10 protein-coding genes and 1 tRNA gene are annotated in these 13125 nt (G+C 46.6%); 8 read left to right on the top strand and 3 right to left on the bottom strand.

Annotated elements, in window-relative coordinates:
* The first annotated feature begins 27 nt into the window (after window positions 1–27).
* The 7 genes from C6W44_RS11760 to C6W44_RS11730 all read left to right on the top strand — a co-directional run bounded on the left by C6W44_RS11760 (window position 28) and on the right by C6W44_RS11730 (window position 6261).
* Window positions 28–885, top strand: coding sequence for a heme/hemin ABC transporter substrate-binding protein (locus C6W44_RS11760; protein ID WP_227526431.1), 858 nt, complete (start codon window positions 28–30; stop codon window positions 883–885).
* Window positions 886–954: 69 nt separating this feature from the next.
* On the top strand, window positions 955–1941 hold the full coding sequence (locus C6W44_RS11755) for a FecCD family ABC transporter permease (RefSeq protein WP_105245858.1): 987 nt from the start codon (window positions 955–957) through the stop codon (window positions 1939–1941).
* Between the two features lie 15 nt (window positions 1942–1956).
* Entirely contained in the window at window positions 1957–2841 is an 885-nt protein-coding gene (locus tag C6W44_RS11750) for an ABC transporter ATP-binding protein (protein WP_227526430.1), read from the top strand.
* Window positions 2842–3039: 198 nt separating this feature from the next.
* Window positions 3040–4179 (top strand): M14-type cytosolic carboxypeptidase, encoded by a 1140-nt coding sequence (locus C6W44_RS11745; RefSeq protein WP_105245856.1) that lies wholly within the window; start codon window positions 3040–3042, stop codon window positions 4177–4179.
* 277 nt (window positions 4180–4456) lie between these two features.
* On the top strand, window positions 4457–5344 hold the full coding sequence (locus C6W44_RS11740) for an ABC transporter ATP-binding protein (RefSeq protein WP_105245853.1): 888 nt from the start codon (window positions 4457–4459) through the stop codon (window positions 5342–5344).
* A 121-nt stretch (window positions 5345–5465) separates the two neighbouring features.
* Entirely contained in the window at window positions 5466–5702 is a 237-nt protein-coding gene (locus C6W44_RS11735; protein WP_105245851.1) for a hypothetical protein, read from the top strand.
* A gap of 148 nt (window positions 5703–5850) precedes the next feature.
* Window positions 5851–6261 (top strand): type II toxin-antitoxin system HicB family antitoxin, encoded by a 411-nt coding sequence (locus C6W44_RS11730; protein ID WP_105245849.1) that lies wholly within the window; start codon window positions 5851–5853, stop codon window positions 6259–6261.
* A gap of 185 nt (window positions 6262–6446) precedes the next feature.
* Here the strand turns inward: C6W44_RS11730 and C6W44_RS11725 are convergent.
* The 3 genes from C6W44_RS11725 to C6W44_RS11715 all read right to left on the bottom strand — a co-directional run bounded on the left by C6W44_RS11725 (window position 6447) and on the right by C6W44_RS11715 (window position 8203).
* Window positions 6447–6522 (bottom strand) — tRNA-Arg (locus C6W44_RS11725).
* A gap of 71 nt (window positions 6523–6593) precedes the next feature.
* Window positions 6594–7397, bottom strand: coding sequence for a hypothetical protein (locus tag C6W44_RS11720; protein ID WP_105245847.1), 804 nt, complete (start codon window positions 7395–7397; stop codon window positions 6594–6596).
* A gap of 260 nt (window positions 7398–7657) precedes the next feature.
* Entirely contained in the window at window positions 7658–8203 is a 546-nt protein-coding gene (locus tag C6W44_RS11715) for a hypothetical protein (RefSeq protein WP_105245845.1), read from the bottom strand.
* Between the two features lie 375 nt (window positions 8204–8578).
* Here C6W44_RS11715 and C6W44_RS11710 point away from each other — a divergent pair, with 375 nt between their 5' ends.
* On the top strand, window positions 8579–13069 hold the full coding sequence (locus tag C6W44_RS11710; RefSeq protein WP_105245843.1) for an exodeoxyribonuclease V subunit gamma: 4491 nt from the start codon (window positions 8579–8581) through the stop codon (window positions 13067–13069).
* Window positions 13070–13125: the final 56 nt, after the last annotated feature.

Below are 13125 nucleotides of genomic sequence, written 5' to 3'. Positions count from 1 at the left end.
TTTTATGTTAGTAAATTAGGAATACGTATGTCTTCTGCCTTGTCAAAAACAACACTCACGCACTCAGTTATCAATAAAAAACGTACCCGTGGTGCTATCAGTACGGCTGCCATCCTTAGTATATTGGCCGTGCCGTCGCTTTCTGCTCAAGCTTATGAGCGTATCGTCGCCATGAGTCCCGATGTCGCCGATGTGGTCGTGGCGCTAGGAGCGACCGATAAGCTGGTGGGTAAAGATGCTACCAATAAAAATCCGGCGCTAAAGAGCGTGCCCGCTGTGGGCATGCACCGTAATATCACCGCCGAGTCGGTGTTGGCGGTCAAGCCTGACTTGGTGCTCGGCAGCTATATGGTACAGCCGGCGAGTATCTATCAGCGCCTAAATGGACTAAAAGTCAAAGCCGTCAATGTCGCACCCAAAGAAGAAGTCAGCACCTTTGCCAGCAGTATCAAGTCCATCGGCAGTTATGTCGATAAAAAAGCTGCCGGGTCGCAGCTCGCCAAGCGTTGGCAGGCAGGGATGAGTCCTATGGCAAAAACCGGTAAGCGCTATCTGCTAAGTTACGATGGCCGTATTGTCGCTGGCAAGGGCACAGTAGGCGATGAGCTGATCCGCCGTGCGGGCGGAATAAATGCCGCCAACGTATCGGGACTAAAACCCTTGTCGAGAGAAGGCTGGCTGGCCGCCAAGCCTGATGTGATTATCATTGCCGAGCATAATGAGGCGGTCGTTGGCGGTGTCAGTCAATTTAGTAAGCGTCCTGAGGTTGCTGCCAGTACAGCAGGTAAAAATGGCGGCGTCCATTTTTGGCCAGCCGATGATTTTTTGCGTTATGGCTTACAGTCACCTGAAGTGCTAAAAAAGCTAAATGCACTCGCAAAATAGCCTAAGTAAAGAATTTAAATCAAGCAAATATGCTTACTGAGTTTTTATCTACATAAAACGATACTCTCCATGGCAAATACACTAACAGCACCGACCTCTGTATTATCAAGTAAATACAAGCACAGCCTTTATTATCTGGTGGCGGCGGCCATATCACTGCTACTGATTTGGCTGGCCCTTGGTATTGGCTTTGGCGACTGGTCAAGCCCCAATCATCTTGACGATACTATCTGGCAGCTGCGCTATCCGCGCGTGGTGACGTCATTGCTGGTTGGTATGGCGTTGTCTGTCAGCGGGGCGGCGCTGCAGGCATTGTTTGAAAACCCATTAGCCGATCCGAGCCTAATCGGTACGTCAGGTGGGGCAGCGCTTGGGGTGGTGCTGGTATTGGCGTTGGGGTTTGGCGGCGTTGGCATACCGCTTGCCGCTTTTAGCGGAAGCGTATTGGTGTGTTTGTTTATTCTCGCTTGTCATCGGTTTTTGGGCGGCGGGCAGATGGGTCTGCTGATATTAGGGTTTGTGATCAGTGCGTTTTGTGCGGCCGTGGTCAGTCTGATTTTATTTATGTCTGATGATATGGTGCTGCGCTCGGCGACCAATTGGCTGTCGGGCAGTATGGCGGAGGCGGGGTTTGTGCCGCTGCGCTATGCGATGATTTCTATGATCTTGGGGCTGGCTATCTTATTACCCTTAGGTCGGCAGTTAGATGGGTTGATGCTAGGGGAGGCCGCTGCTAAGTCCTTGGGTATCAAGGTGGGAGTGGTGCGCTGTCTGGTGGTGATTGCCTCGGCATTATTGACAGGAGCGGCGGTGTCCTTAGCCGGCGTCATCGGCTTTATTGGCATGATGGTGCCCAACCTGCTGGCTATTTTGTTTGGTGGCGGGCGTATGCAGCTGATGATTTGGTCGGGCTGGCTTGGGGCGATATTATTGCTGCTCATTGATGGCACAGCGCGGCATGTCGCTTATCCAGTGGATGTGCCTGTTGGCATCGTTTTAGCGCTGCTTGGTGGCCCCTTCTTTATTTGGCTGTTTGTGCGCAGTAGCCGCCGTTAATTGATAGGAGTAACTATGCTTGATTCATTTTTTCAAAATGGACGCAGCGCTGCGGCAGCAAAACCCGTGCGGCCAGTACGGTCAATGCAAACAGGGCAACCGAGTCAAAATAATAATACAAGTCATAAGAAAGCAAGCGAGCTGTTGTCGATGCAAGATATTCATATCTCGCATGGTGACAAAGTGCTGCTAAAAATAGACAAACTAACCGTGCCAAGCCAAAAGCTCGTCGCCTTTATCGGGCCCAATGGTGCAGGTAAAAGCACATTATTGCATACAGTATTGGGTCAGCATACTGGGGTGGCGTTAAAAACACAGGGGTATATCACGGCTCAAGGCCAGCCTATCGATGAGATGATGCGTGATGGTCATATCGCTTGGGTTGGGCAACATGAGCGTTTTGAGCTGCCGCTTACGGTGCTTGATTATGCGCTATTGGGCGTCTCGCCAAACCTTGCTTGGTATCAGCGACCAAATCGTCACCATGTTGATCGCGCGCAAACCTTGCTGCAAGATTTTGAGCTGTCAAATCTAACCGATGCCCGTGTGCAAACCTTGTCAGGCGGGGAAAAGCAGCGCTTGGCTATCGTGCGGGCTCTGATGCAAGACACCAAAATCATGATGTTTGATGAGCCGACCAACCATCTTGACATTCGCCATCAGCGTTTTTTATTGCATTATTTACACACCCTGGTACATGAGCAGCGCAAAAGTATCTTGGTAGTGCTGCATGACTTGACCCATGCCTATCGTTATACCGATGAGGTGGTACTACTAAACGGTGGGAGAGTTATTGCCCAAGGCACGCCTACTGAGGTAATGACCCGTCAACGACTCAGCGCTGCCTATGATGTCGATATCAAGGCACATCAGACCGAAGATGGGATGGTGTTTGTATGATTTGGCAGATAGTCATGGTCAATAAAGACCGATAATCATTAACTGATGATGGACGCCTCAAAACCCTGCTTTGGCCTGCAGGGTTTTGAGGTGTTTTTTTTGCTAAAATAGGCTGATGGCGTTTCTTAATCTTATGTCAAAAGCGCTTGCCGTTCAGCAGTAAGCGATAAATATCATAAAACTTATAAAGGATAAATTATGCACATCACGGCAAATTTCGATGCAGGTAATATCGATATTATCAATACACAAAATAAAAACGACATTCAACTGGCGATTCGACCAGACGAGGGGGGCGAATTTTTTCAGTGGTTTAATTTTCGCCTAACAGGTCAGGCAGGTGAAAAATACACTTTAAATATCGTCAACGCAGGGGAGGCGTCATACGTTGCAGGGTGGGAGAACTACCAAGCAGTTGCTTCCTACGATCGGGAGTATTGGTTCCGTCTGCCTACCACTTATAAAGACGGCAAGTTGACTATAGTGGCAGACTTGGAATATGACAGTATTCAAATTGCCTATTTTGCCCCATACAGTTATGAGCGTCATCAAGACCTGCTGGCGGCTGTCCAAACGCACCCATTGGTAGCGTTGGAGCATCTGGGCGAGACCCTTGATAAGCGTGATTTGACGTTAGTAAAAATCGGTAATGGTGATAGCAGTAGTGAAACACAAAAACGCAGCATTTGGATTACCGCTCGCCAGCATCCCGGCGAGACGATGGCAGAGTGGTTGGTTGAGGGGCTGATATATGCGTTGCTAGACAGCGATAATGCCACTGCCAAGCAGCTATTAGAAAAAGCCGATGTCTATATCGTGCCAAATATGAACCCCGATGGTAGTGTGCGTGGACATCTACGGACCAATGCTGCTGGTACCAACTTAAACCGTGAATGGTCTAACCCAAGCTTGGACAAAAGCCCTGAGGTCTTTTATGTAATCAATAAGATGGAGGAGACTGGCGTTGACCTCTTTTATGATGTGCACGGCGATGAAGCGTTGCCATATGTGTTTTTAGCCGGCTCACAGGGCACGCCAAGCTATAATGATTGTCTGGCACATTTGCGTGATAGATTCTCAGAGGTGTTAAAGCTTGCTTGCGCAGATTTTCAGTCTGAATATGGCTATGAGATCGACGCACCAGGCACCGCAAATATGACCGTCGCTACCAATTGGGTAGCCGAGCATTTCGATTGTCTGGCCAATACGTTGGAGATGCCTTTTAAAGACAATGATAATAGCCCTGATGCAGTGACAGGCTGGTCGCCTGAGCGTTCTATGAGGCTGGGTGAGGCATCGTTGGTTGCGATGTTGGCAGTCGTCGATGATTTACGCTAGTTTTAAAAATCTAGCCACCGATACTGTTTGAGTCTTCAATATCTCTTGTTATTACTATCTAAAAATAGTGCCTACATGGGCGCTATTTTTTTGTCAAAAAAAGAGAACAATGATAAAGCGGTAAATACTGCCCTTATCGAGATTATTATCAAGGCTTTTTCATCGAAGTGTCATAACTGACCGATACACTGCTGAGCTACACAAGACAAGTAGTTTAATAAATGACGATTAAATAGACAGTCATTTAAATAGACAGTAAGTGACTAGGTGAGTGAATATGTTAGAGCTGAGACAAGTGACAAAAAAATATGAGGACAAGGTAATATTTGAGGATCTTTCACTCAGGATAAATAAGGGTGAGATAGTGTCCATCTTAGGGCCATCTGGCTGTGGTAAGACCACTTTATTGCATATGATTTTGGGGTTGACCGACATCAATGGCGGCCGCATCGCCTATAACGGCGAGGACATTACCCGCGTCTCCATGAGGCAAAGAGGCTTTAATATCGTCTTTCAGGACTATGCGTTATTTCCCAACCTGAGTGTCAAACAAAATATCGAATATGGTCTGCGTAACAATCCGAATATGAGCACACAACAAGAAGTCGATGAACTGGTCGACTTGCTCGACATCAAAGCCCATCTAAATAAGCGTATTCATCAGTTATCTGGTGGTCAAAAGCAGCGTGTCGCGCTGGCACGTACATTGGTGATGAAGCCAAAGATACTGTTATTAGACGAGCCGTTATCGGCACTAGATGGAGTAATTAAAGAAACCGTCAAAGCGCGCATTCGTGAGATTGCCGTACGCTATCAGCTGACTACCTTGATCGTCACCCATGACCCCGAAGAGGCGATGACGTTATCGGATCGTATCCTACTGCTATCAGAAGGCAAGGTGGCGCAATTTTCTGAACCCGCTGAAATCATACACAACCCTGCCAATGATTTTGTCACCAACTTCATTCTTAATCAGCTCAATATCAAACGCCGCAATATCTTAAGCTTATTTGCTGATGGTTTCTCTGAAACCGACCCGCTGAGCAAATACACGCAAACTCAAAACTATGGCCATCATGAGGCTGATATTAGCTCCCGTCCTACAGACTCTCATACTCTCACCGCTCATGATAAGCAACAGTCAAAAAACGCGGTAAAAGGCTAAGCTGATAAAAGCCTGTAGTAACTGTATTGGTGACTGAGAGACTGACGTGTATTGGTGACTGAGAGACTGACGATAGATGTCATTTAGTAAAAACCTGATCATTTGATTGTTTTGGACGTTTATGAGGCTGAGTAACCCACCCCAAGCAAAAGCCATTTGGCTATTTGTGACGATTTTATTCATCGTTTTTTTATTTGTACCCTTAGGTAAGATGCTGGCGCTGTCACTAAATGTCGGCGATGGTATCGGCTTGGACAATTATACCGCCATCGCAAGTAGTGATGGCTTTCAGCAAGTAATGCTTAATAGCTTTTTCCGAAAGGTACTGTTAATAGTATTTTCAAACAAGCTGGATTGAAATGATCCAGTGGCTTTAGCAATAGTTAGCTTTGTTTGTAAACGAAGCTAACGTTTGACTACAGCTAACTTGTAAATACTAATAAAAAATCTGTTTTGAAATAATCTATACCGTTGAATTAATAAAACCTATATAAAGGAGTCTAGCCATGTTTTATCCTATCGCAATCGAGAGAGGAGATAGTCATACAGCGCATGGTATCCGTGTACCTGATTTACCAGGATGCTTTTCTGCTGCTGATAACTATCAAGATGCTGTTGATATGGCGATTGAAGCTATTGAGCTGCATTTAGAAGGCTTGGTAGAAGACGGAGAACAAATCCCACTTCCTTCTGATATCGGTGCTTATATGGATAATCCAGAGTACGAAGGTGTAACTTGGGCTTTAGCGCCAGTCGATGTAAATCGTTATCTCGGAAAAACTGAAAAAATCAATGTAACTTTGCCAAGTCGTCTGATTCATATGATTGATGAGAAAGTTGCAAGCAATAAAGAACGTTATAAGAGTAGAAGTAATTTTATTGCATTATTGGCAGAAAAGAATTTTTTTGCACATTGATATTGGCTATTTAATAAAAGGGGCTGTCCTAGATAAGTAAAATTATTTAGAACAGCCCCTTTTATTTAACAACATTGTAGAGGTGCTAGTAGATAATGACAATTATTTAACAAAGACTAAAAACTAGGTATGACATGGGTTTAAAGGGCTTGAGGTAATGCGAGGTTATGTCTAAATACAATGATTGGCGCGCCCACCAAGACTCGAACTCGGATCGGTCGCTTAGGAGGCAACTGCTCTATCCTGTTGAGCTATAGGCGCGTTGTGGAGAGACATTGTAGAAAAAAGCCGCGCCAAAAGCAATGAGCAATCTACAAATAGATAGATTATCTTTATTTGCCATTACTGAGCGCGTCGGCGACGTCTACGGGGTTCTCACCTAAGGCTTGTTTGGCGCGTGACGTTGGATTAAATAAATCATCTACGCTGTTTTTATAGCCATCGATATTATCATAATCGTATTTTTTTAATATATCCTGTCCTGCGCTCGATAGTAAAAAGTTACGAAAGCTGATGGCAACGCTATTATCAGACAAAATCACCCCGTCTAAGCTCTCTTCATCTGTTAATGCATAGCTAAATGCATTTAAACTGCGCGCTTCTTGATTGTCTGTCTTGGCTTTAGTGGCAGTTTGCCCCATCTCTGTATCTGCCGTTTGATCTTGAGAGGTGGTACTGGCTTGCTTGTTATTAAACGCATTTTGCATCAGCGTTAGCTGGGCTTGCAAAGGCTCAAGGCGTTTGGCTGTCAAGCTACCGTGGGCGATGATGATGTCTGTACCGATGTTTGAGGTAGGCTGCTCGGCGGCCATGTCGCTATCTGCTAATTGCAAGAGCGCATGAGGGGGCACATAATTGGCCAAAACTTGTACGTGCGGATAGCGAGACTCAAAGCTGACAATCACATCATCCAAAGGCACTTGTAGGCGCTCTTCTGCTTGTACATACAGGGTGGAGGTTGATATATCGTCTACTTCACTCTCTGCCGTTATGGCTGACGCTTCATTATTGCTTGCCATAATCGGCAAGGGGTCTATATTTTTACGGTTACTGATCCACAGCCACATAAAAATGGCGATAAAAACGATGAGCAATAGTAAAATTAGCCCAGCCAGTAGCAGCTTGTAGTCTTTCATATATGACTGCTCTTCTTATAATCGGTAGTGAATGGTCAAGGTGGTACTCAGATAACGCAAAAAATCAGACTTCGATATCAGAGTGCGCCCTAAGAGCTGCTATCAGGTTATAGTCAATTCTCAATAAAACAGATACATTATATGTCAACGTGGAACTGGTATAAATTTTCCTTGCGTGCTGTGCCTGCGCCGACAGAGGCTGCGTAAAATTTATCCCAGTCCCACTGTATCGTTTTTATACTGAACTCACTATATTATCCCTAAAGCGACTGATGCAGCACTTCCTCTGCCAAATCTGCCAGCATGTTTGCAAAGATATCCGTCGTGGCAGCGGTATTTATGGCCGAATCGTTGCCGCTTGGACTGTTGGTTTTTAGGCGGCTGGGCGCGCTGGTATCATCATTTTTGCTCGCCGCTGCTGGATGATAGTGTGAAGGGGAAGTGGGTTTGTTGTCAATGGTTTTTACTTGATGAGCGGCAAGCGGCGACTCACCTGTTGATAGCTTGTCTTTGAGCCATTTAAAGCCATGCGCCTGCCACCATGCTTCAAAACGTGACAGTGAGCTACCGTGGACGGCGGCGGGGAGGTTTAGAGTACGAAGCTTTTGTGCCAGTATCGGATCGCTGATGGCTTGATGAATGCTCAAGTAGAGTCCGCTACTATCGTCGGTATAAGGCTTTCGGTTTTGCCAGGCGTTATCGTTGATTCGCATACGTGGCAGTTGCCAAAGCTCGCCGCGATAATAAACGATGTACAGCCGTTTTTTTGGATGGACGAAAATGGCATCAATAGGGCGCAGGGGCATAATAGTTGTTTATCTCGTTGACAAAAGAGTTAAGGTAAAAACTTAACGACATCTATTGTCGCAGGCTGTCTTACTGAGCAGATGATATACTGGCAAACCGCCATAAACAATGGCACACTGATCGGCAAGTGACGCATCTTGCGATTTTTATCGTTATCAAGCTGCTTTGTCATGCATTCTGATATCGACATTATTATGCTAGCAGAAATGTAACAAGCGAACGACCATCAAACATGAATTGATGAGTGTCGTCGGCAGTATTGCTATTATGCTTTGCACCATGACAGGCTATGTTTGCACGTTACCGTACCTGATCGTACCTAGTATGCATCCGTTGCCTCGTTATTTTATTATCACTCCAATTAGATCGCCTTTATGTTTAAAATCATTCAGTCCCACCGTACCGAGCTGTTGGTTGAGCAGTTGTTAGCTGCCTATAAGTCCAAAAACCAACCCGTCTTTGAGAAGTTTGTGGTCATTGTACCGTCCATGGTGCTTGGTGATTGGCTAGATAAGTCTATTGCAAGCCAAGCGGGTATCAGCACCTTAGTGACGACGACGTTTTGGGGTCAGTATCAGTGGACATTGATGCAAGATGTGTTGAGCCGTCACAATGCCTATTTGCTAGAACAAAACCCTGATGCGGCCACATTGAATGTACCTGAGGTGGCAGTGCTGTCACCAACGGTGATGCAGTGGCGCTTGTTTGGTTATTTGACTTATTATCAAGAAGCCATTGTCGCTGATGAAAAACATCCCGTTTATCCACTGCTGGCATCTTTGATTGATGAGCCGCAAGAAGAAGTGCGGCAGGATAAGGCACAGCAAGACGCGCGCATTTGGCAGCTGGCAAGTGATTTGGCGAGGGTATTTAACCGCTATTTAACCCACCGTGAGGACTGGCTAGATCTCTGGTCGCATGATAAACCGCTGACTGTAGAGGCGCTGATCGCCGAAAAGGATACTCTGTCTTTGCGCTTTGATAAGTATGCGCGAGGCACCCCTGATTGGTTGGTGGCGCATTATGTAGAGCTAGAGATCGCGCAGCGTTTCTTATGGTCGCATTTGTTTGCTGATGTGCATCAGCACCGGGTGGCGCTTGAGGATACCTTTTGGTCAGCCTTAAAAGGAAACAAGGCAAATGAACGCGCGCAATTGCCCAAAGTGCTGCGCATTTTTACCATTCAGCAATTGCCACAGACCGAGCTCGACTTTTTGCAGCGCTTATCGCAATACATGGATATTACGCTACTACACTATAACCCGTCTAAGCTGTTTTGGGCGGATATCGTGGACAAGTCGTGGCTACAGCGTCAGCAAATTATCAACCCTGAAAGCGTGTTTTTGCGTGATTATGGGCACAGTTTGCTATCGCGTTTGGGCAAGCAGTCGCGCGATACTTTTGCGATGCTTGCGAATTTATCGGGTAATGAGCAGTACCAAGACGCACTCGTCGAATGGCAGGACATCTTTGATGAGGGCGATGATAGTAATAAGGGCTTGAGCGATGCGTTCGGTATTGATTCTGATGACAGTGGGCAACAGCCGCAAGACAGCCCAAGCTTATTAAGGCGTTTGCAAAATGATGTATTGATGCTAGATGAGCAGTCTACCCAGCAAGCGACCGCAGCCAAAGTCTCGCAAGCAGTCAGTGAGCAAATAGAGCTGTCTTTTGAGCAAGTTGATCAAAAGCCGCAAGAATCGGCGTGGTATGACGATGAAGTATTAGCAAACAAGCGCTTTGAGAAGGAGCGTTTGTGGGCGCTGTCTGCACAAGACAATAGCCTCAGCATTCACTCATGCCATAGCCTACAGCGTCAGCTAGAAGTGCTGCGTATCATGATTGGGCGCTGGCTCAATGAACCCTTAGCATCTGGTGAGAAAAAACGCCATATATCCGATATTGTCGTGTTGCTGCCCGATGTTGAGCGGCATCATGCGCTAATCAGCTCTATATTTGTCAGTGGTAAAGGTCAAGATGGTTTAACCCTGCCAGCAAAGGTGACGGGGGTGGTTGATGCCGATATTCGTCAGCTATGGGAGGCTATTATTGGTTTTTATAAGTTATTAGGCAGTCATAGCGCCCGCTTTGAAGCGGCTGAGGTGCTTGATTGGCTGATGCTGCCACCGCTGTATGAAAACTTCGGCTTAACCCATGAGCAGATGAGCCGTGGTTGTGATCTGCTGATCGAGGCAGGCTTTATTCGCGGTTTTGATGAATGGCATCTTAAACAAACCCTAGATAGCCACGACTATGATTACCGATTTACCTTTGCTCAAGCGTTAGATAGATTGACGCTTGGTCTGGTGATGCCAGAAGCCAGTTTGAGCGATTGCTTATACCCTTTGGCACAGGAGGACTGGCCAAGCACCGCCTTGCCAGAGATGACTCTGCCGCTGCCGCAAGTGAGCCTAAATGATGCGATGATTGTTGAAGCGCTTTGCCGTATTTATGCAGGCTTGACTGCGCGCCGTGATGACCATACAAAAAAACTCAAAGCCGAGGACTGGCTGACGCAGATTGAGACACAAGTGATTCATCGCTACTTCGGTGATGTCGATCAGACACGTACGATGCGCGCCATCTATAATGCCATGAATGGCTTTAAATCAAGCCTGAGGGCCAATCGCCACTATCGACAGTATGCCAGTAGTGATAGTGCCAACAGGGAGGTAGAACACAGGCTGGCAGGTGTCGAGCAGTTGCCGCTTAAGCTGAGCTTTATGCTGGACAGTATCGAGGCGGAGCTTGAGAGTCAGCAGGTCAGTGCTGAGCCGACTGGAGTGATTACTTTTGGTCGATTTGGAGCGCTCAGAAACGTGCCTTTTGATTTGGTGGTGATGCTCAATATGGATTTATCTGAGTTCCCTGGGCGTGACCGTGATAATCGCTATGATTTGATGAAAGCTGCCAATGCTCGCCGCGGTGATAGAGTCAGTGAAGATGACGATAATGGTGCGTTCTTAGACGCACTACTGTGCGCGCGCAGTGCGTGCTGGATATTTTATAATGGTCAAAGTCTGACAGACACCCACGAGCACCTGCCTGCCAACCCAGTCAGTGAGCTGTTGCAGTTTTTGCAAGGCGAGGTGCAGTGGCAGGTCAACTCGCTTGAAGCCTTAGACACGTTAGACGTATTGCCTGAGAGTGTTGACTCTACCACCGAGAGTCTTAAGCGTTATTTACCTAAATTGATTAAGCAATGGCTGGTGACGGAGCATCCGGCACTGCCGTTTCACGAGAGCTTGTTTGAAATAAATAGTGAAGAGGCGGATGCTTTTGAGCAAGCATCTGATACGTCTACGCCTCATTCAACCCTTCATCCCAACCAGAGCGAGCGCGTCGATAAAGACAAGACAGATGCGCTGGATGCTATTTTGCATACCGCCATGCGCAAAACCAAGCTTGCGCAACAACGCCAATTTCCGCCCGCGCCGCTGTGGCAAGCGGTGTTTCATACCTTAAAGGATAGTGCATCTTATGAGCAGACAGCGCTGGTTGGTTTGCCGACTAAGTCCCAGTATGAAGCCATCGCTCAACTGCTTGGACACTCTCTAGGTCAATTGGGGCAAGTAGACAATCAAGCCTTAGCGGCATTGGCTGAGATGCTATCACTAGACGCAGAGTCTGGTATAGACACCATTAATATCGACGCTATGTTTGATACGGTGTTCAATATTGAGGAGATAGACGTTGAAGGCGCATTGGCCTATCAAGTGCGTCATCCTGCCAAGGCGTTTTTGCGTACTCAAAAGGTGCATGTGGTACAAGGCGAGGAAGCGATGGCTAATCAAGAGCCACTATTCCTAGACAATCTGACGACTTATCAGATCAAAGCGCATTTGATTCATGAACTGGCGAGCGATGCCGCTAATAACCATGTCGAGACTACAGCCAAGCAAGACCACCCAATTTTAATGTACCAAAAAATCATGCCAGCAGGCGTGGCTCGGCAAACGACCTTGCCCAATCAGCAGCAAAAACTGCAGCAGCAATGTCAGGAGTTTAAAGAGCAGCTGGTTGCTAATGGCTTGGATAATGATTTGGATAATGCCCAGCTAGTTGATGGAAATGGTATAAGTGGTTTGCAGCTACTGACCCCAACGATCGAGCATCCCGTGCAGCTAGCGCTAGCATCCGTGCTAACTGATGTTAGTAATGAGGCTGATGATACGTCATTACTAAAACTATTACCTAAAGTGGTTAAAATAAAAAGCTCAGTACCAACATCAGTACCGATAGATGCTAATAATCCTCTTGCTAATCTACAGGCTGGCATGTCCTATGCCGAGCAATCCCCCAAGCAGTGGTTAAATATACTGCCCAATTCTGCTAGCCCCAAGCATTTAATCAAGTTTTGGTTGTCACATCTGTATTGGCAAGTCGCCAGACGCACAACTGCTGAGCAAGTCGCAGCAGATGATGGCGTGAGTATTTGGCGTTTTAATAAACCAAGCTCACAAGTTAAAAGGTATGAAAAAATAACCGCCTTTCAGCTGAGCCCTATTGTGTATGAAGATGCGTTGGCCGAGCTAATAAAATGGGCAATTTTTGGCAAGCTAGTCGGTCAAGTACCGATTACCTTATTGCCAGAATATGCGCTCAGTTATCTTGATAAGTGCGCAAAAACGGCAGAGAGTGAAGACGAGAGCGGCAGCTATTGGCCAAAACGCGCAGATTTCTTAGATTGGTTAAGACCTAACTATCATGTAGACACGGTATATGATACCTGCTCGCAGCATGCCATTTGGCAATATGTACTGCGTGATCAGGACGCGTTTAAAGCCCTATCAGCAGCCTTAACGACGTTAGCACAGCCGCTGTATGAGCCGATGTATAAAGCCCTGCAAGGTCTAGATAGTTAGCTGGCTAGTTGTTTACTTATTATTTAACACGGTTCGTTTTTTTACCCTTTGGTATG

The sequence above is a fragment of the Psychrobacter sp. Marseille-P5312 genome (genome assembly GCF_900291405.1).
Taxonomy (GTDB): Bacteria; Pseudomonadota; Gammaproteobacteria; order Pseudomonadales; family Moraxellaceae; genus Psychrobacter; species Psychrobacter celer.
The sequence above is the reverse complement of the archived record's forward strand: the minus strand, read 5'-3'. Positions and strand labels throughout refer to the sequence as shown.

Bases quoted from the DNA above. Each gene is read 5' to 3' on its own strand.
- C6W44_RS11760 (WP_227526431.1), top strand. From the start codon at position 28: ATGTCTTCTGCCTTGTCAAAAACAACACTCACGCACTCAGTTATCAAT.
- C6W44_RS11755 (WP_105245858.1), top strand. From the start codon at position 955: ATGGCAAATACACTAACAGCACCGACCTCTGTATTATCAAGTAAATAC.
- C6W44_RS11720 (WP_105245847.1), bottom strand. From the start codon at position 7,397: ATGAAAGACTACAAGCTGCTACTGGCTGGGCTAATTTTACTATTGCTC.
- C6W44_RS11710 (WP_105245843.1), top strand. From the start codon at position 8,579: ATGTTTAAAATCATTCAGTCCCACCGTACCGAGCTGTTGGTTGAGCAG.
- C6W44_RS11750 (WP_227526430.1), top strand. From the start codon at position 1,957: ATGCTTGATTCATTTTTTCAAAATGGACGCAGCGCTGCGGCAGCAAAA.
- C6W44_RS11735 (WP_105245851.1), top strand. From the start codon at position 5,466: ATGAGGCTGAGTAACCCACCCCAAGCAAAAGCCATTTGGCTATTTGTG.
- C6W44_RS11730 (WP_105245849.1), top strand. From the start codon at position 5,851: ATGTTTTATCCTATCGCAATCGAGAGAGGAGATAGTCATACAGCGCAT.
- C6W44_RS11745 (WP_105245856.1), top strand. From the start codon at position 3,040: ATGCACATCACGGCAAATTTCGATGCAGGTAATATCGATATTATCAAT.
- C6W44_RS11740 (WP_105245853.1), top strand. From the start codon at position 4,457: ATGTTAGAGCTGAGACAAGTGACAAAAAAATATGAGGACAAGGTAATA.
- C6W44_RS11715 (WP_105245845.1), bottom strand. From the start codon at position 8,203: ATGCCCCTGCGCCCTATTGATGCCATTTTCGTCCATCCAAAAAAACGG.